Genomic DNA, 16,945 nt, shown 5'->3' on the forward strand with positions numbered 1-16,945 from the left:
GCGAATATTGACGGCAGACGCGGGGAGGTCCGGGCGCACGCCAAGCTGGCCGGCAGGGGCGCTCGGGTATATAATTGTCGGTCACCGTGTTGGCGGAGGGAGAGCCGGATGCGTGAACTGATCGGAAGCGCGCTCATCTATTTGGGTGCTCTCACAGCCGCCCAATGCGGTCCACTTCACGAGGCGGTCAAGAGCGGCGACCTGACGGCCATCGCGGCGGCCCTCGATGCCGGCGCCGACATCGAAGAGCAGGAGAAGGGGGTCACGCCGCTCTTCCTGGCGGTTCGCAGCGGCCATCCCGAAGCCGTCGAATTGCTGATCGAGCGCGGAGCGGGCGTAAACAACCCATCGGCGCTCGGCCTGCCGCTCACCGGCGCCGTTCTGCAGAACTCCGCCGACCTCATGCGGCTGCTGCTGGCGCACGGCGCCGATCCGAACGCCGCATCGAGGGGCGAGCGCATGCTGCATTTCGCGGTCGCGAACGGCTGTCTCGACTGCGTCAAGGTGCTCGTCGAAGCCGGCGCAGACGTCAACGCCGTCTGGACCCGGGGTGACCCCGCCCGTCTGCCGGCCATTATCACGCCCTATCACCTTGCCAAGCATAATGATCAGGCCGAGATCGCCGCCTACCTGCTGGCGCATGGCGTCACCATTCTGAAACCCGAGCCGATTGCCGCGAAGCTGGCACAGGGCGACCCGGCCAAAGGCGCGGCCTTCTTTGCCCCCAACTGCTCCTCCTGTCATGCCACCCGTGCCCAGGGTGGACCCACCCGGGGGCCGAACTTGTGGAACGTCGTCGGACGCGACAAGGCCTCGACCAAGTTTGGCGGCTACTCCAAAACGCTGTCGGCATGGGAGGGGTCCTGGACCTACGAGGATCTCAATATCTTTCTTGCCGGTCCGACGCTGACGACACCTGGCGTAGACATGGAAATCCGCGCCGCGCCGGATGAAGCCGATCGGCTTGATGTGATCGCCTATCTCAGAACGCTTGCCGACACACCGGCTCCGCTGCCTTGAGGAGCCGGCGCGCGAGGCTCGAGACTTGAGAGGGCGTGCCGTGCGGCACGGCGGCAACCATCAGCTGCGATGTAAGCCTACGGCAAAAACAACACATTATACTGGTCGAACTCGCCCGGCAGATCCCTCACCTTCATCTCCACTTCGCGGTCCTCGAACAGCACGAGGCAATCCTCGTAAAATCCCGACAGCATCGATATGAAGGCCTTCGTGCCCTCGGCGCCGTAGAACAGCGGCGTGAATTCCATATGCAGCGGCACGCGGCGGGCAAGCAGCGGCTGCATCGAGCGGCAGGCGACCGGCTCGTAGCCTTCGATATCCATCCACACCAAGCCGATCGAGGCGGGGTCGATCGCAAGGCCGGCGAGGATCTCGGATACCGGCTTCACCGGCACGCTGATCTTCCTGTCGGTCGGGCTCTGGCGGATGGCGCTGCTCTTGCCGTGATTGTTGAGGTTGAGGAAAAAGTCGATCTCGCCGGCGAACTCGCCGGCAGCGCAATTGATAAGGTGGACCTTTTCCTCCAGCCGGTTCTGGCGGATGTTGAGTTCAAGCAGCGGGAAATTGCGCGGATCGGGCTCGATGCTGACGATATGGGCATAGGTGTTGCTCAGCGCGAAGTAGACGGTCTGGGTGCCGATATTGCCGCCGATCTCCAGCAGCGTGGCATCCTTTCGCAGCAGGCCACGCTCGCGCAGGATGACGATCAGCCGGTCGACGGCCTGACGCTCGAAATGGCCCTTCCGGAAGACCTTGCGGCCGATATAGTCGCCGGGTGAGAAGGTCATCAGATGGTCGCCCGCGTCGACCGTCATCGAGGTAACGCGCGGGCCGATATTCTCGATCAGCAGGCGGCGGCCGAAGCGGGTGTCGAAGAAGCGCGAGACGGCTCGATTGCGCGCCTTGCGCAGGCGGCGGCTCCAATAGCGGGCGGTGAGCCAGGGTTTGCCGGGCATCAGTCTTTTCCTTCGAGCGGTTTTGCCGCTTTCTCTGGCGGAATGACATAGACTTTCAAGGGCAGGGCGCGGCCGCGCACGCTGATGTCGCGGCTTTCGATGCCGGAAAGATCGGCGCCGGAGAGGGTTGCCACCGGTTCGGAGATGACGATTGCCGCCTCGAACTCCTTGGCGGCACTTTCCAGCCGGCTCGCGACGTTGACGGTATCGCCGATCGCCGTCATGCTGCGCACCCGCCCGTAGCCCATCGTGCCGACGACGGCGGGGCCGGTGTGAATGCCGATCGCGATGCGCAGCGGCAGCGCCAGTTCCTCGGCGAGTTCGGCGGCGAGTTTCTCGATCTCGGCAACGATTGCCGCAGCCGCCGTGAGCGCCTGGCGGCAGGCTTGCTCCGGCGCGGTGTTGAGGCCGAAGAGAGCCATGGCGCCGTCGCCGATGAACTTGTCGAGCCGTCCGCCCGCCTGCTCCACCGCCTTGCCGATGATGGCGAAATAGCGGTTCAGCAGGAAGACGACATCGAAGGGCAGGCGGGTTTCCGTCAGCGTGGTGAAATGGCGGATATCGACGAAGAGCACGGCGATCTCGCGCTCGCGGCCGGGGCTGGTTTCCTGGCTGTTGGCGGGAAGGGCGCCTTCGAGCGCCGGCACAAGCAGCGGCGCGACCGCGAGGTCGCGGTCGGGGCGAAGCTGGCAGGCAAGCCGGACATCCGGCCCGGCATTGATGCGCCGCAGCGTCGTCTGTTCCATCTTGTCGGGGGCCGGCAGGGCTTCGTAATCGCCGAGGATCTGCACGCGGCAGGTGGAGCACTGGCCCTTGCCGCCGCAGACGGAATAATGCGGCAGGCCGCCGAGCCGGCTTGCTTCCAGCACCGAGAAGCCACGCGGCACACGGATCACTTCGCCGCCCGGATAATGCACGGCCACCTGGTCGAGGCGCTCCTTCAGCTTGCGCCGGGCGCGGGCGATGACGACGACGAGCAGGGAGAGCGAGAAAGCGCCGTAAAGCACGGCTCGGATCTCAGAGACTTCACGGTGAATCCCGGGGTTCGAGGCGAAATAGCTGTTGACGGTCGCCTTGTAAGGGCTGTTGGCGATGGCCTGCTGGTAGGAGGGGTCGGCGAGCGTGCGGCCCATTTCGACGAAGCCGAGCAGCGACAGGACCGGCACGAGGATCGCCAGCGCCAGCAACAATGGCGCGAAGCTCGGGTACCAGGGGCGGTAGCGCAGCCAGAAATGAATGCCGATGCAGCCGTGGATCCAGACGGCGATGACACCGAGCCCCTGGCGCAGGCCGTTTGTCGGGTTCCTGATCCACAGCATAGTCACGACCGTCTCGTAGTCGTCGATATAACCGTAGAGCTCGTGGGCAATGCGCGTGCCGATGACATGATCCATGAGAAGCAGCGGGATCAGCAAGCCGAGCACGATCTGCGCCATTTCGCCCTTCGGCATGACCAGGCTGCGGCGCATATAGATGGCGCGCAGCACCAGCGCGATGTGGGTCAGAATCGACGAATAGAAGATGGCCGTCCCGACCGGATTGCGCCAGATCGCCAGGAAAAGGCGGGCGGCCTTATCGGCGGCGGAGACCGAAATCAGGCCGATCGCATGGTTCGACAAATGCAGCAGGACGAAGACGAAAATGACGAGGCCGGAACCAAGTCTTGCCCTTCTGATCGAGCGCTCCGAAAAAATCCCTGTGACTGAGGCCGTCGTCATTCATTCCCGTTCTTGTCGATGCAATCGCGCGCCCATAGAGATTGGCAAAAAGGCGGAATTGTTTCGATCGCGATCACATTCCATATGCTTATGCGCAAGTTTTCGGGAAATGGACAATAGCGGAGTTGCGCCGGCGGGCATGCCGGGTGGAAACAGTGTGTCTCTAGATGAGGGTTATGGATGCGGGTGGCTTTCTACGCGCCGATGAAATCGCCGAATCATCCGGTGCCGTCGGGTGACCGGCTGATGGCGCGGCTGTTGATCCGGGCGCTGGAGCGTGCCGGCCACGAGGTCGAGATCGTGTCCGAATTCCGCGCCTATGCCGCGAGCCCGGAGGCGGCAGCGGCGCTCGAACCGGCCATCCGTATCGAATTGCAGCGGCTGCGGGAAAAATGGGCCTCCGGGCCGCGCCCCGAACTCTGGTTCTGCTACCACCCCTATTACAAATCGCCCGATCCTTTCGGGCCGGCGATATCGGCTGAATTGGCCATTCCCTATGTGACGGCGGAAGCCTCCTATGCGGCCAAACGCGACAGCACCGGCTGGGCCGCCCAGCAGCAGCGCGTCGCAGAAGCGATCCTGCAGGCGGCGGTCAATATCAGCTTCACCGAGCGTGACCGGGCAGGGCTTTCCACCGCCTTTCCGCAGGCCCGGCTTGGCCGCCTGCCACCCTTCATCGACACGGCACTGTTCGAGGCGGTATCGCCGGCGCCGGATCCGCACCGGCTGATGACGGTGGCGATGATGCGGGCCGGCGACAAGATGAAGAGTTATGCGATGCTGGCAAAGGCATTGCGGCTGATCGAAGACCGGCCCTGGACGCTTGCCGTCATCGGTGACGGCCCCATGCGCCAGGAGGTGCAGGCGCTGTTTGCCGACCTTCCCGCAGACCGCATCGAGTGGCTGGGCGAGCGGGATGGGGCGGAGATCGCCGGCCTGCTCGGGCGCGGCGGCGTCTATGTCTGGCCCGGCTGCGGCGAGGCTTACGGTCTTGCCTATCTGGAAGCCCAGGCCGCCGGCCTGCCCGTCGTGGCGCAGGAAACGGCGGGCGTGCCTGCCGTGGTCGAGGCCGAGGTGACCGGCCTGCTGACCCGGGATGGCGATGTGGCCGCCTATGCCGGTGCCGTGGCTGCCCTGCTTGATGATGGAGAGCGGCGAGAGCTCATGGGGCAGGCGGCGCGGCGCTTCGTGCTCGATGAGCGCTCGCTGGCGATGGCGGCGGAACGACTGGACGGAATTTTGCGGGACCATGCGGGAACAGGAGTGAGGTGATGACCGATCGGATGGACTGGGAGCCGCTGCGCCGCGAACTCGACCGCTGGCAGGCCGCCGGCCGGGTGGCGCGGCTCTGGCTGCGGGACGACGATGCCGTCGAGCCGACGCCGGCGCTTGAAACGCTGCTGGCGCTGGCGGGTGAAAGCGAGGTTCCGCTGACGCTTGCCGTCATTCCCGGCCTGACCGGCCAGGCTCTGGCGGCGCGACTGGCGGCGGAGGCAGGCGTCACTGTCGCCGTGCATGGCTGGTCGCACACGAACCATGCCGGGCCGGAGGGCAAGAAGCAGGAACTCGGCGGCGAGCGGCCGGCAGACGTCGTGCTCGGCGAGTTGCGCGAAGGGTTGCGGCTGCTGGAGCGGCTGCATCCGGCCCGCTTCCAGCCGCTGCTGGTGCCGCCGTGGAACCGCATCGCCGCGGCTCTTGTCCCGGCATTGCCGGGGCTTGGTTTTGCAGCGCTGTCGGTCTATGGGCGGGCAAGGCAGGATCGTCCGATGCCACTGCTCAACACCCATATCGACATCATCGACTGGCACGGCACGCGCGGCGGGCGCGGCGAGGCGGAACTGGTGGCCGAGCTGGTGGCGGAATTGCGCGACCGCTTTGCCGGCAATGACGAGCCGATCGGCGTGCTCACCCACCATCTGGTGCATGACGCGGCCGCCTGGGACTTCCTGTCGGCCTTGTTTGCTGTGACCGGCCGGCATCCTGCCGTCCACTGGTCGGCGGCATCGGCACTTCTCAAGCCGTGAGGCTTGCCATCGGAAGGTCGCCGATGTCCCCACTCATCGTCGGTCTTCCTCAAACTGCTCGGCGCCCTCGACCGGCCGCAGCCAGGGCTCGCGGCGCTTGATCCAGAGTTCGTAGCGCGGCACGAGCGGCGTCGGGGCTTCGGAGAGAATGCCGAGCTTGATCTCCGCCTCTTCGGCGTCGGCGGAAAACAGCCGCGAGCCGCAGCGGGTGCAGAAATGCCGGCCTTGGAACGCGCCGGTTTCCCCCGTGTGCTCGAATTGGCCGGCGGGCCAGATCCCATAGAAGGTAAAGGCCGAACCGCTGTCCTTCCTGCAGTCGGTGCAATGACAGATCCCGACGCGCAAAGGTTCGCCCCGAACGGAAAGCCGCACCTGGCCGCAAAGGCATTGTCCGGAAAACACGGTCATGGCTGTCCCCGTTTCATTGATCTCGCGCGGGGGAAACGGTCTGGTTCGGCATCCGTTCCGCAGAGCATGTCGCGCAAAACTGTGCGACACTACGAAAGATCGCGACGCGCTTTAGATCACAACGGTCTGGTTGTCGCGGGCGGCGAAGGATTCGGGGAAGGCGGCCTGCGCCTGGGCTTCCATCTCCGCCAGCTGTTCGTCGGTGCGCGAGGGGGCGTGATGGAACAGGGCGAAGCGCTTGGCGCCCGCCATCCTTGCCAGCTCGGTGCCATGCTCCCAGGTCGAATGGCCGAAGCCCTTGAAACGCTGCATCTCGTCTTCATTGTAAGTGCAGTCGTAAACGACGAGATCGGCGTCCTGCATCATCTCCAGCGAGACCGGGTCGTGGCTGCCGGGAATATGCTCGATGTCGTAGATCAGCGCGACCGAACGGCCCTGCCACTCGATGCGATAGCCGATGGCGCCGCCCGGATGGTTCAGCATGAAGGTCTTGATCGTGACGCCCTTGTGGGGCGTCAGCACCTGGCCGGGGTGGAAGTCGCTGAAATTCATCGTCGCCTGGCAGATATCGGTTTTGACGGGAAACCAGGGCGGGCTGATGAACTGCTCGACCATTTCCCGCGTGCTCATCTTGCCGTCGAGATGGCCCGACCAGATGTTGACGTTGATCGAGGGATAATAGATCGCCTTGAAGAAGGGCAGGCCAATGATGTGGTCGTAGTGGCAGTGGCTGAAGAACAGGTCGACATCGCTGACGCCGTCGGCAAGCAACGACAGCCCCGCCTCGCGCAGGCCGGAGCCGGCGTCGAAGATCATCCGATGTTTTCCGCAGCGAATTTCGATGCAGGACGTGTTACCGCCGTAGCGGTCGAACTCGGGGCCGGATACGGGAATACTGCCGCGGACGCCCCAAAATTTTACCTGAAACAGTTCTGTCGTCATCTTTCTTCAAACCGGCCTTCCCGCATCGCCATCGTAATCATAGTTCATCCCGATGCGAAGCAGCAGAATTCCACGGGTTTGCCTGTGCCCCCTTTCATTCTCCTCACCGCTAGCGGAAGAAGGAGTAGATTTTCCTAAGCAATCGGCTTTCGCGTCGGAAAGCAACCCAGTATGGTTGGTTTTCGGTAAACGGGCTGCTGGGGCGGGACAATTTTCCCGTAACACACGCCTATTAGATGGTTGCGCGCGATTGAAAAAACAATTGCCGCCGCTCCAGGCCCGAATGCAGTGTCGAGCCATTCGCGCTAAAAGTCTCTGCGGCAGCCTGAACGTCGCTGCATGCGCCGGTGCGGCGTGAGCCGATTTCTCATCCGCATTCCATGTCGGCAGAAAACAGCATCCTCTGAGAAAATTGTCTTCGCTTCCGCGCGAATGTTTTCTTGATCGTCGTCGCCGAAAAGCGATATATCCGATGATAATAGAAATATAAGAGACTCGGTGATGCTGCAACCTGTCGTAAACGAGACCATTGCCGAGAGCAGCTACCGGCGCATTCGGGCCGACATCATTTTCGGGCGGCTGGCGCCTGCCCAAAAGCTGAAGCTGGAAAGCCTGAAGGAATCCTACGAGACCAGCATCAGCACGTTGCGGGAGGTGCTGAACCGGCTCTCCTCCGAGGGGCTTGTTGTCGCCGAGGGACAGAAGGGGTTCGAAGTGTCTCCGGTGTCGGTTTCCGACCTCAGGGAGACGGCGGCCATGCGGCTGCTCCTCGAGAGCCATGCCCTGGAGCAGTCGTTCGCGCGTGGAGACGTGGAATGGGAAGCGCCGCTGGTCGCGGCCCATTACAAATTGGCGCGAATGGAGAAGGTCATGGCGTCAGGCGACACCAGCAGGGCCGAGGACTGGAAGCGTTACGACTGGGAGTTCCACCAGGCGCTGATTTCCGCCTGCGGGTCGAAACTGCTAATGCAGACCCACTCGGTGATCTTCGACAAATATCTGCGATATCAGATGGTCGCCCTGTCCTACCGGGGCGACGTTGCCGCGGAAGAACACCAGCAGCTTCTGGATGCGGCCTTGCGGCGGGATGCGGAGACGGCGAAGCGGGTGCTTGCGTTTCATATCGAAGGCGGGGTGGAACATGCGCTCGCCAAAGGGACGCTGAAATAGCAACGGACGCCTCTTCGAGGTTCAGGGCCATCACACCTCTCGGCAAACCAGGAAAAGCCATGCTCAAGCAAGTCCATGACCCGGCCGAAACCGTAAGCGATGTCGTTTTCCGGCAGATCCGCGAGGATATCATATCGGGGGTATTGCCGCCGGGGGCCAAGATCAAGCTGGAGCAGGCCAAGGAGCGCTACTCCATCGGCATTTCGTCGCTGCGCGAAATTCTGAGCCGCCTGACCACGGAGAATCTCGTCGTCGCCGAAGGACAGCGTGGTTTCGAAGTCAGCCCGGCTTCGCGGCGGGAACTGCTGGAGCTCGCCGACCTCAGGATCGTTCTTGAAACGCACGCGATCGGCCTTGCATTCGCTGCGGGAAATCTCGAATGGGAAGGGCGCATCGTCGCTGCCCATCACCGGCTGGCCGCCGCCGAGCGCAAGCTGCTGGCCGGCGATATGTCGCGCACGGTCGACTGGGTCCGCTACGATTGGGAGTTCCATCAGGCGATCGTCTCGGCCTGCAATTCAGAGACGCTGATGGCGACCCTTTCCTCCGTCTTCGACCGCTTCCTTCGTTATCATATGCTGGCCGAAAGCTTCCGCGGCAAGCCTGTCGTCGATGACCACCGGCTGTTGTTCGAACTGTCCATTCAACGTGACGTCGCCGGCGCGACCGAAGTGGTCAGACGGCACGTTCAAAGCGGCGTCGCGCATGTGCTGAAGAGCGGCCGCATTCTCTGATTTAAAGCATGTCGCGCAAAAGTGTGCAGCGGTTTTGCGGCAACGACATGCGCAAAACCAAAGAGCTAAAGCGCGAGGAGCGTATCTGAAAGATCGAGCCGCGCTTTAGTAGGCGTCTTTCGGAATTCCTTCCGGGCGCATTTGTCTTTTCAGCGCGGCGATGCGGAAAATTGCGTTCGGGGCGCCATAGCCGCGATAGCCGCGGCGCTCGACGATCTCGAAAAAGAAGCCCTCGCCATAGGTGCCGCTGTAGAGCTGGAAATACTCGCCGTGCTCGTCCCGGTCATAGAGGATGTTCTCCGCTTTCAGCCGCTCGGTCATGACGGGATCGAGCCCGAAGCGGGCCTCGACATCGTCGTAATAGTTCGGCGAAATATGCAGGGATCTGAAACCGCAGCTGCGAAGTTTTTCGGCGGTTGCAAAGATGTCGTCGGTCGAAAACGCCAGGTGCTGGATGCCGGACCCGAACTTCTCGGCAATGAAATGTCCGGCCAGGGTGCGGCGGTTTTCGGCTCCGTTCATGGTAATGCGCAGCGCGCCTGACTGGTTTTCGACGACCTGGCTGCGCACCACCCCGGCTGGATCGATGATGTCGACCATCGGGGTTTTATGGGTTTCGAAGATCGACGTGTAGAACAGAAGCCAGGTGAGCATTTCATCATAGCCGACCGTCTGGGCGACGTGATCGACGCGGAGAAGGCCGGCAGACGCCGTGCCGGTGTCGTCGGAGACCGGGTGGAAGTCGATTTCGGAAAAGCGGCCGAGAGCGCTCTTGTCGTCGATCAGATAGACGATGCCGCCGCCGACGCCCCGAATGGCGGGCAGCTCGAGTTCACCCTCCACCACAGGCTGGGCGAAGGGCTCGGCATCGAGAGCAAGCGCACGCGCATATGCCTTTGCGGCATCGTCGACGACCAGGGCCATGGCATAGGCAAACGTGCCATGCACGGCATAGGCCGCATTGGCGAAACCCGCCTGATCGACATTGACGAGAATACGGATCTCGCCCTGCTCGAACAGGGAGACCTTCTTGGTGCGGTGGACGGCGGTCTGTCTGAAGCCGAGGGTGCGCAGCAAGGCCACCAGCTCGACTTCATCCTGTTCGTCCGTGGCAAACTCCACGAAGCCGACGCCTTGAACGGCCGCTCTTTCCGGCATCGCCGCCCCGGTCAAGCTGCCGGTGCCGAGATGGCGCCGCACCTGGTCGCCGAGATAGATCAGCGAGCGGTGGCCATCGGCGGCGATCGCACGCGACAGGCCGCCTCGAAACTGGTCGTTGAAGATCTCCAGGGAGAAATACCCGTCGTAACCTGTGGCGGCGACGGCTTCGGTGAACGCGGTGACGGGAAGGTCGCCTTCTCCAGGCATGTTGCGGAAGTGGCGGCTCCAGTAGAGCAGGTCCATGTCGATATCAGGCGCATCGGCAAGCTGGACGATGAAGATCTTCTCCTTGGGAACCGAGCGGATGGAATTGACGTCGATCTTGCGCGACAAGGTATGGAAGCTGTCGAGGATAAGGCCGACATTCGGATGATCGGCGCGCCGCACGATCTCCCAGGCGTCGCGGTGGTCGCTGATATGGCGGCCCCAGGCGAGCGCCTCGTAGCCCACGCGCAGTCCGCGCCGGGCGGCGCGTTCGCCGAGTTCCCGGAAATCCTCGGCCGCCCGATCGATGCCGCCCAAGGCTGCCGGCGAGACATTCGAGCAGACGAGCACCAGATCCGTTCCGAGTTGCTGCATCACGTCGAATTTTCGTTCGGCGCGATCGAAGGTGCGGCTTCTAAGCGGCTCCGGCATGCCCTCGAAATCCCGGAACGGCTGAAACAGGGTGATCTCAAGGCCATGGTCGCGCACGAGTTTTCCGACATCGGTCGGACTGCCGTCGAATGCCAGGAAATCGTTTTCGAAGATCTCGACGCCGTCGAAGCCCGCTCGGGCGATCGCCTCCAGCTTTTCCGGCAGTTCGCCGCTGATCGTCACAGTCGCAATCGAGGTCTTCATTATCAAAGCCCTTTCGGTATCCGAACCGCATGCGGGGAAAATCGCTCTCACCTATTATTGCAAATCTCGTGAGGAATTCAAATAGCTTGAGGCATTATAAAATCTCATATGATTTTGAAAAACTATGTTGATTTGCGCGTCCGTCTCTGGCAATCATTCCTCCCACAGTCAAAAGGTGAGGTGGCTGTCCGGTCGAACGACCGCCAAAGAGGAGGAAACATCATGTTTAAATCTATGCTGACGCGGCGAAACGCCATGCTCGGAGCCGCGGCCCTGGTGGCTGCCGTCACCTTGGCGCAACCGGCCGCCGCCATCACGCCTGACGAAATCAAGGCTCGCGGCAAGATCATCGTCGGAATCCAGGGTGACAATCCGCCTTGGGGCTTTGTGACCAGCGGCGGCAAGCAGGACGGTCTCGACGCCGACATCGCAACGCTGTTCGCCAAGGAACTGGGTGTTTCCGTCGAATTCGTGCCGCTCGAAGTCAACAACCGCATTCCGGCGCTGACGGCGGGGCGCGTCGACGTTCTGTTTGCGACCATGGCCATGCTGCCGGATCGCGCCAAGGCGGTGCAGTTCAGCAAGCCCTATGTTGCCAACGCCATCGTGCTGATCGGCCCCAAATCGGCGGAGATCAAGACGAATGCCGACATGGCCAAGTTCACGGTCGGCGTCGCCAAAGGCGCTGCGCAGGACACGCAGGTGACGAAGAACGCGCCTGAAGGCACGACGATCCGCCGCTATGACGGAGACGCCGCGAGCGTTCAGGCCCTGGTGTCCGGCCAGGTCGATACGCTGGGCGGCAACATCTTCTACATGGACCGGGTGAACAAGGCGCGTCCGGGCGAATTCGAAAACAAGCTTGAGTTCCAGAAGCTCTACAACGGCGCCTGCACGCGTCTCGGCGAGAAGGAAATCAATGCGGCGCTCAACACCTTCATCGACAAGATCAAGACAAACGGCGATCTCAAGGCCGTCTACGACAAGTGGATGAAGGTTCCGGTGCCGGAATTCCCGGAAACGCTGGAAGGCATTCCGTTCGCGGCGAAGTGAGTGAGCGGTAAAGGGTGGCTGCCGTCCGGTTCGCGTTGGTGGCTGCCGACTGCCCCTCACCCTAGCCCTCTCCCCGTAAGGACGGGGAGAGGGGACTTGCCCTGCGAAGGGTCATGGGGACGGAGAGGTCACGGCACATCCCCTTCTCCCCGTTTACGGGGAGAAGGTGGCGGCAGCCGGATGAGGGGCGGCGGCGATCTCCCGGCGCGGGATTTTGACACCAGAGAAAGACCAAAATGAAGGCGGGCAGACCAATGCCCGTCAACGCAACCGCCATGCCCAGGGCCCTGAGGTGCGCGACATGACCAGAACCATCTTTGTGCTCAACGGACCGAACCTGAACCTGCTCGGTGAGCGCGAGCCGGCGATCTACGGCTCGGCGACGCTGGGCGATATCAGGGACAAGTGCCTCGCAAGGGCGGAGAGCCTTGGCTTTGCCATCGACTTCCGCCAGACCAATTTCGAGGGCGAGTTGGTGGAAAGCGTGCATCAGGCCCGCAAGGAGGCTTGCGGCATCATCATCAATCCGGCCGGCTATACCTTCACCTCGATCGCCCTGCTCGATGCGCTGAAAACCTTCGATCCGCCGAAGATCGAGCTGCATATTTCCAACGTGCATGCCCGCGAGGAGATCTATCACAAATCCCTCGTCTCGCGGGTCGCCACCGCCATCATGATCGGTTTTGGCCCCCGCGGTTATGAACTCGCCATCGAAGCGATGGCCGGCATGCTGGGAGCAGCGAAGGCATGAATTATACGCTGGATTTCACGCCCGTTATCGATGGCCTGCCGAGCCTCCTGCTCGGCTGCCTCGGGACATTCCTGCTTGCCATTTGCGGGATGCTGCTGGCGATCGTCATCGGAATTGGCGGGGTTGCCTTGCGCGACTCCGCTTTCAAGCCGGCGCGCTGGCTGGTCATCGCCTTCGTCGAACTGATCCGCAACACGCCGTTCCTGGTGCAGATCTTCTTCATCTACTTCGCGCTGCCGCTCGCCGGCATCCGGCTGGATCCGACGCCGACGGCGATCATCGCGCTTGGGATCAACGGCGGCGCCTACGCCATCGAGATCATTCGCGGCGGCGTTCAGTCGATTGCCAAGGGGCAGATGGAAGCGGGTCTCGCCCTTGGTCTGCACAAGGCGCAGGTCTTCCGGCTGATCATCCTCAAGCCGGCATTGCGGGCAATCTATCCGTCTCTGACCAGCCAATTCGTGCTGTTGACGTTGACCACCAGCATTGCCTCGGCGATCTCGGCCTATGAGCTGACCTCGGTGTCCCAGCGCATCGAGTCGGAGAGCTTCCGCAGCTTCGAGGTCTACTTCACCGTCACGCTTTTCTATTTCGTGATTTCCTGGGTGATGATGCGCCTGTTTGCGCTGTTTTCGGCCCGCTACTTCAAATACCCCGTCAAGTAGGAGGAATTCCATGGGTCACGACGAATTCGTCTTCCTCCTGATCGGCCTGAAATGGACGGTGGTCCTGTCCGCCGTCGGCTTCGTCTGCGGCTGTATTGCCGGGCTCGGCGTCGCTCTTGCCCGCGTCTCGGGCAACCCGCTCTTGGAACGCCTGACCGCCGGCTATATCGCCGTCTTCCAGGGAACGCCGCTGCTGATGCAGCTTTTCGTGGTCTATTACGGCCTGGCTCTGCTCGGGCTGATGCTCGATGCCTGGGTGGCCGTCGCCATCGGGCTGACGCTGCATGCCAGCGCCTATCTCGGCGAGATCTGGCGCGGATCGATCGAAGCGGTGCCGCGCGGCCAGACGGAAGCGGCAAAGGCGCTCAGCCTCAGATACGTCTCCCGCATGAGGGACGTCATTCTGCCGCAGGCGCTGCGCATCTCGCTGCCTGCCACGATCGGCTTCCTCGTGCAGCTGATCAAAGGCACCTCTCTTGCTTCGATCGTCGGCTTCACTGAGCTGACGCGGGCCGGCAACATCATCTCCAACCAGATCTTCCAGCCGCTGACGGTCTTCGGCGTCGTCGGCATCCTGTACTTCCTGATGTGCTGCCCGCTGACGATTCTCGGCGCGCGCCTCGAGCGGAAATTCGCCGCCTCGGCGCGCTGATCCGCAGCCTTTTTTCTTCGATGCGGCCTTGACCGCCAATCCTGGAGTTCTACCGATGACCAGACCCGTTCCCCCCCAACGCGCGGAAGCCATGATCACCATGGCGCACGTGGAAAAGTGGTACGGCTCGTTTCAAGCCCTTCACGATATCAACATGACCGTTCGCAGCGGCGAGAGGATCGTCCTGTGCGGCCCTTCCGGCAGCGGAAAGTCGACGCTCATTCGCTGTATCAACCATCTCGAGACCTACCAGAAAGGTCAGATCCGGGTCGGCGGCATCCTTCTCAGCGACCAGGCCAAAACCATCGATGCGATCCGCCGTGAGGTCGGCATGGTCTTCCAGCAGTTCAATCTGTTTCCGCATCTGACCGTGCTGCAGAACTGCATGCTGGCGCCGATGAAGGCGATCGGCGTCGGCAAGGCGGAAGCCGAGGAACGCGCACGCGGGCTGCTCGAGCGGGTCAAGATCCTGGAGCAGGCCGACAAATACCCGGTCCAGCTTTCCGGCGGCCAGCAGCAGCGCGTCGCCATTGCCCGCGCGCTCTGCATGCGGCCGAAAGTGATGCTGTTCGACGAGCCGACCTCGGCGCTCGACCCGGAGATGGTCAAGGAAGTGCTGGATACGATGATCGCGCTGGCCGACGAGGGCATGACGATGATCTGCGTCACCCACGAAATGGGCTTTGCCCGCCAGGTCGCCGATCGGGTGATCTTCATGGCCAGCGGCGCGATCGTCGAGGAAGCCCCGCCCGCCGAATTCTTCACCAACCCACAGCACGAGCGGACCCGGAAGTTTCTCGGAGAAATCCTGCGGAAATAAGCGGTCTCAAGGCCGATATCTCGTCAAATTCCGGAGCCGATCATGAAGCCATTGAAGATTGCAGTCATGGGAGCCGGCCTGATCGGCAGACGCCATGCCGAGCGGGTCATATCCGAGCCCGGAACCATTCTCTCCGCCGTGATCGATCCGTCTGCGGCCGGCCGCGACTTTGCCCGCAATGCCGGCATCCGATGCTACCCGTCGTTCCAGGCCATCCCCGGCGAGGACAGGCCCGACGGCGTCATCGTGGCAACGCCGAACCAGCTTCACGTCGAGAATGCCATGGAGCTTATCGCCGCCGGTATTCCTGTTCTGATCGAGAAACCGATCGCCGACGACGTCGACGCTGCCGCAGCGCTCGTTGCCGCCGGGGAGAAAGCAGGGATACCGCTGCTCGTCGGCCATCACCGGCGCCACAACCCGATGATCCAGACGGCCAAACAGATCGTCGACGGCGGCAGGCTTGGCCGGATCGTCACGGTGCACGGCACCTTCTGGGTCGCCAAGCCCGACGACTATTTCGACATCCCCTGGCGGCGGGAAGCCGGCGCCGGCCCGATCTTCGTCAACCTGATCCATGATGTCGACCTGTTCCGATTTCTGTTCGGCGAGGTCGAGGCCGTGCATGCGATGGAATCGCACGCCGTGCGCCACCACGCCGTCGAGGATACTTCAGTCGTCTCGTTGCGGTTTGCAAACGGCGTTCTTGCCACGCTGACCGGCAGCGACGCGGTGGCCGCACCCTGGAGCTGGGAGGCGACCACCGGCGAGAACCCTGCATTTCCCCGCTATGCCGGACATTGCTATCAGATCGGTGGCACGAAGGGGTCGCTCGGCATTCCCGATCTGACGCTTTGGACGAGCACGGCCGAGCCGGATTGGCTGGCGCCGCTTGCCGAGGAGCGCGTCGCCTGCGAAACCGCCGATCCGCTTTGCCGTCAGCTCAGCCATTTTTGCGATGTTATCCGTGGCGATGCCCCGCCTCTCGTGAGCGGGCGGGAGGGCCTTGCCACCCTCAGGGTCGTCGAAGCGATCAAGCGGTCGGCGCGCTCGGGGCAGATGATCCACCTCTCTGACGCCGGCGCCTCTGCCGATCCTGAGAAAGTCTAGCCACATGATCACCGGCACGACCAAACTCATTGCCCATCTCGGCTACCCCACCGAGTCCTTCAAGGCGCCGCTGATCTACAATCCGTATTTCGAGAAGAACGGCATCGACGCGGTCGTTGTGCCGATGGGCTGCAGGCCGGAGGATTATCCGGTGTTTTTGAAGCTCGTCTTCCGGCTCTCCAATATTCACGGCGCGCTCATCACCATGCCGCACAAGATTGCGACGATGGCGCTGCTCGACGAAACCTCGACCAACGCCAAAGTCGCAGGCTCGTGCAATGCGGTGCGCCTCGATTCGAACGGCAGGCTGATCGGCGACATGTTCGATGGGGAAGGCTTTGTGCGGGGCGTTCTGCGCAAGGGTAAAAAGGTCGAAGGCGCAAATGCGCTGGTTATTGGCGCCGGCGGCGTCGGCTCGGCGATCGCGGCATCCCTGGCGAAGGCGGGTGTCGCCCATCTCGCGCTCTTCGACGCCAACGAGACGACCGCGACCGCGCTGTTCGACCGGCTGAAGACACATTATCCGCATTTGCGGGTGACGATCGGCTCACTCGATCCGGCCGGTTTCGACATCGTCGTCAACGCGACACCGCTTGGAATGCGGCGGGGCGACCCTTTGCCGATCGACGTCGACCGCATCTCCCCCTCGACTTTCGTGGGCGAGGTGGTGTTGAGCAAGGAGATCACCCCTTTCCTGGAGGCCGCCCGGGCGCGGGGCTGCACCTTTCAGGTCGGCACGGATATGCTGTTCGAACAGATCCCCGCCTATCTCGAATTCTTCGATTTCCCGACAACGACGGCCGACAATCTGCGGGCAATCGCCAAGCTCGGTTGATGACTGGAGCTGGAGTTGGCCGGCGTTTCCCGCTTTGAGATCCAGGTCACGCCTGACCTTGATAAGTATAGCACCTAGTGCTACAT

Annotated in this window: 17 protein-coding genes; 12 read left to right on the forward strand and 5 right to left on the reverse strand. The window is 62.6% G+C overall.

Going from position 1 to position 16,945, the window contains the following annotated elements; all coding sequences use genetic code 11:
* The first annotated feature begins 108 nt into the window (after window positions 1-108).
* Window positions 109-1,020, forward strand: coding sequence for an ankyrin repeat domain-containing protein (locus tag RHEC894_RS26690; protein ID WP_085739758.1), 912 nt, complete (start codon window positions 109-111; stop codon window positions 1,018-1,020).
* Between the two features lie 77 nt (window positions 1,021-1,097).
* On the opposite strand, the gene RHEC894_RS26695 is transcribed toward RHEC894_RS26690, so the two are convergent.
* Both RHEC894_RS26695 and RHEC894_RS26700 read right to left on the reverse strand, forming a co-directional pair.
* Window positions 1,098-1,976, reverse strand: coding sequence for an FkbM family methyltransferase (locus tag RHEC894_RS26695; RefSeq protein ID WP_085739759.1), 879 nt, complete (start codon window positions 1,974-1,976; stop codon window positions 1,098-1,100).
* Complete coding sequence (locus RHEC894_RS26700; protein WP_010069481.1) at window positions 1,976-3,694, reverse strand: adenylate/guanylate cyclase domain-containing protein; 1,719 nt, start codon at window positions 3,692-3,694, stop codon at window positions 1,976-1,978. Before RHEC894_RS26700 ends, RHEC894_RS26695 begins: the two co-directional genes overlap by 1 nt.
* Window positions 3,695-3,874: 180 nt before the next feature.
* Between RHEC894_RS26700 and RHEC894_RS26705 the strand changes: the two genes are divergently transcribed.
* Both RHEC894_RS26705 and RHEC894_RS26710 read left to right on the forward strand, forming a co-directional pair.
* Entirely contained in the window at window positions 3,875-4,966 is a 1,092-nt protein-coding gene (locus RHEC894_RS26705) for a glycosyltransferase family 4 protein (protein ID WP_085739760.1), read from the forward strand.
* Window positions 4,966-5,718 carry a polysaccharide deacetylase family protein gene (locus RHEC894_RS26710; RefSeq protein ID WP_085739761.1) on the forward strand — a complete coding sequence of 251 codons (753 nt, stop codon included), beginning with the start codon at window positions 4,966-4,968 and terminating at the stop codon, window positions 5,716-5,718. The genes RHEC894_RS26705 and RHEC894_RS26710 overlap by 1 nt, the downstream gene beginning before the upstream one ends.
* 33 nt (window positions 5,719-5,751) lie before the next feature.
* Here the strand turns inward: RHEC894_RS26710 and RHEC894_RS26715 are convergent, their stop codons facing one another.
* Complete coding sequence (locus tag RHEC894_RS26715) at window positions 5,752-6,126, reverse strand: GFA family protein (RefSeq protein ID WP_085739762.1); 375 nt, start codon at window positions 6,124-6,126, stop codon at window positions 5,752-5,754.
* A 111-nt stretch (window positions 6,127-6,237) separates the two neighbouring features.
* Complete coding sequence (locus tag RHEC894_RS26720) at window positions 6,238-7,068, reverse strand: MBL fold metallo-hydrolase (protein WP_085739763.1); 831 nt, start codon at window positions 7,066-7,068, stop codon at window positions 6,238-6,240.
* Between the two features lie 501 nt (window positions 7,069-7,569).
* Between RHEC894_RS26720 and RHEC894_RS26725 the strand changes: the two genes are divergently transcribed.
* Both RHEC894_RS26725 and RHEC894_RS26730 read left to right on the forward strand, forming a co-directional pair.
* Window positions 7,570-8,238, forward strand: coding sequence for a GntR family transcriptional regulator (locus tag RHEC894_RS26725; protein WP_049732592.1), 669 nt, complete (start codon window positions 7,570-7,572; stop codon window positions 8,236-8,238).
* Window positions 8,239-8,297: 59 nt separating this feature from the next.
* On the forward strand, window positions 8,298-8,972 hold the full coding sequence (locus RHEC894_RS26730; protein ID WP_010067919.1) for a GntR family transcriptional regulator: 675 nt from the start codon (window positions 8,298-8,300) through the stop codon (window positions 8,970-8,972).
* A gap of 105 nt (window positions 8,973-9,077) precedes the next feature.
* Here RHEC894_RS26730 and RHEC894_RS26735 read toward each other — a convergent pair whose 3' ends face one another.
* On the reverse strand, window positions 9,078-10,973 hold the full coding sequence (locus RHEC894_RS26735) for a sugar phosphate isomerase/epimerase and 4-hydroxyphenylpyruvate domain-containing protein (RefSeq protein ID WP_085739764.1): 1,896 nt from the start codon (window positions 10,971-10,973) through the stop codon (window positions 9,078-9,080).
* Between the two features lie 222 nt (window positions 10,974-11,195).
* On the opposite strand from RHEC894_RS26735, the gene RHEC894_RS26740 reads away from it, so the two are divergent.
* The 7 genes from RHEC894_RS26740 to RHEC894_RS26770 all read left to right on the forward strand — a co-directional run bounded on the left by RHEC894_RS26740 (window position 11,196) and on the right by RHEC894_RS26770 (window position 16,859).
* The gene (locus tag RHEC894_RS26740) at window positions 11,196-12,026 is read left to right on the forward strand and encodes a transporter substrate-binding domain-containing protein (protein ID WP_085739765.1); all 831 of its coding nucleotides are present in this window, start codon (window positions 11,196-11,198) and stop codon (window positions 12,024-12,026) included.
* A 301-nt stretch (window positions 12,027-12,327) separates the two neighbouring features.
* On the forward strand, window positions 12,328-12,777 hold the full coding sequence (locus tag RHEC894_RS26745; protein ID WP_085739766.1) for a type II 3-dehydroquinate dehydratase: 450 nt from the start codon (window positions 12,328-12,330) through the stop codon (window positions 12,775-12,777).
* The gene (locus tag RHEC894_RS26750) at window positions 12,774-13,442 is read left to right on the forward strand and encodes an amino acid ABC transporter permease (protein WP_085739767.1); all 669 of its coding nucleotides are present in this window, start codon (window positions 12,774-12,776) and stop codon (window positions 13,440-13,442) included. The genes RHEC894_RS26745 and RHEC894_RS26750 overlap by 4 nt, the downstream gene beginning before the upstream one ends.
* Before the next feature lie 10 nt (window positions 13,443-13,452).
* A complete protein-coding gene (locus RHEC894_RS26755) occupies window positions 13,453-14,094 on the forward strand; it encodes an amino acid ABC transporter permease (RefSeq protein WP_071087128.1) in 642 nt (213 codons plus the stop codon).
* A gap of 55 nt (window positions 14,095-14,149) precedes the next feature.
* Complete coding sequence (locus RHEC894_RS26760; RefSeq protein WP_085739768.1) at window positions 14,150-14,914, forward strand: amino acid ABC transporter ATP-binding protein; 765 nt, start codon at window positions 14,150-14,152, stop codon at window positions 14,912-14,914.
* A 42-nt stretch (window positions 14,915-14,956) separates the two neighbouring features.
* Window positions 14,957-16,024, forward strand: coding sequence for a Gfo/Idh/MocA family oxidoreductase (locus tag RHEC894_RS26765; RefSeq protein ID WP_085739769.1), 1,068 nt, complete (start codon window positions 14,957-14,959; stop codon window positions 16,022-16,024).
* Window positions 16,025-16,028: 4 nt separating this feature from the next.
* Window positions 16,029-16,859 carry a shikimate dehydrogenase gene (locus RHEC894_RS26770; RefSeq protein ID WP_010067516.1) on the forward strand — a complete coding sequence of 277 codons (831 nt, stop codon included), beginning with the start codon at window positions 16,029-16,031 and terminating at the stop codon, window positions 16,857-16,859.
* The last annotated feature ends 86 nt before the right edge of the window (window positions 16,860-16,945 follow it).

It is taken from the genome of Rhizobium sp. CIAT894, assembly GCF_000172795.2.
In the GTDB taxonomy this organism is placed as follows: Bacteria; Pseudomonadota; Alphaproteobacteria; order Rhizobiales; family Rhizobiaceae; genus Rhizobium.

What these genes read in the sequence shown, in the direction of transcription:
- RHEC894_RS26720 (WP_085739763.1), bottom strand. Translation starts at nt 7,068, where the DNA reads ATGACGACAGAACTGTTTCAGGTAAAATTTTGGGGCGTCCGCGGCAGT.
- RHEC894_RS26715 (WP_085739762.1), bottom strand. Translation starts at nt 6,126, where the DNA reads ATGACCGTGTTTTCCGGACAATGCCTTTGCGGCCAGGTGCGGCTTTCC.
- RHEC894_RS26725 (WP_049732592.1), top strand. Translation starts at nt 7,570, where the DNA reads ATGCTGCAACCTGTCGTAAACGAGACCATTGCCGAGAGCAGCTACCGG.
- RHEC894_RS26735 (WP_085739764.1), bottom strand. Translation starts at nt 10,973, where the DNA reads ATGAAGACCTCGATTGCGACTGTGACGATCAGCGGCGAACTGCCGGAA.
- RHEC894_RS26765 (WP_085739769.1), top strand. Translation starts at nt 14,957, where the DNA reads ATGAAGCCATTGAAGATTGCAGTCATGGGAGCCGGCCTGATCGGCAGA.
- RHEC894_RS26740 (WP_085739765.1), top strand. Translation starts at nt 11,196, where the DNA reads ATGTTTAAATCTATGCTGACGCGGCGAAACGCCATGCTCGGAGCCGCG.
- RHEC894_RS26695 (WP_085739759.1), bottom strand. Translation starts at nt 1,976, where the DNA reads ATGCCCGGCAAACCCTGGCTCACCGCCCGCTATTGGAGCCGCCGCCTG.
- RHEC894_RS26755 (WP_071087128.1), top strand. Translation starts at nt 13,453, where the DNA reads ATGGGTCACGACGAATTCGTCTTCCTCCTGATCGGCCTGAAATGGACG.
- RHEC894_RS26760 (WP_085739768.1), top strand. Translation starts at nt 14,150, where the DNA reads ATGACCAGACCCGTTCCCCCCCAACGCGCGGAAGCCATGATCACCATG.
- RHEC894_RS26730 (WP_010067919.1), top strand. Translation starts at nt 8,298, where the DNA reads ATGCTCAAGCAAGTCCATGACCCGGCCGAAACCGTAAGCGATGTCGTT.
- RHEC894_RS26690 (WP_085739758.1), top strand. Translation starts at nt 109, where the DNA reads ATGCGTGAACTGATCGGAAGCGCGCTCATCTATTTGGGTGCTCTCACA.
- RHEC894_RS26745 (WP_085739766.1), top strand. Translation starts at nt 12,328, where the DNA reads ATGACCAGAACCATCTTTGTGCTCAACGGACCGAACCTGAACCTGCTC.
- RHEC894_RS26705 (WP_085739760.1), top strand. Translation starts at nt 3,875, where the DNA reads ATGCGGGTGGCTTTCTACGCGCCGATGAAATCGCCGAATCATCCGGTG.
- RHEC894_RS26750 (WP_085739767.1), top strand. Translation starts at nt 12,774, where the DNA reads ATGAATTATACGCTGGATTTCACGCCCGTTATCGATGGCCTGCCGAGC.
- RHEC894_RS26700 (WP_010069481.1), bottom strand. Translation starts at nt 3,694, where the DNA reads ATGACGACGGCCTCAGTCACAGGGATTTTTTCGGAGCGCTCGATCAGA.
- RHEC894_RS26770 (WP_010067516.1), top strand. Translation starts at nt 16,029, where the DNA reads ATGATCACCGGCACGACCAAACTCATTGCCCATCTCGGCTACCCCACC.
- RHEC894_RS26710 (WP_085739761.1), top strand. Translation starts at nt 4,966, where the DNA reads ATGACCGATCGGATGGACTGGGAGCCGCTGCGCCGCGAACTCGACCGC.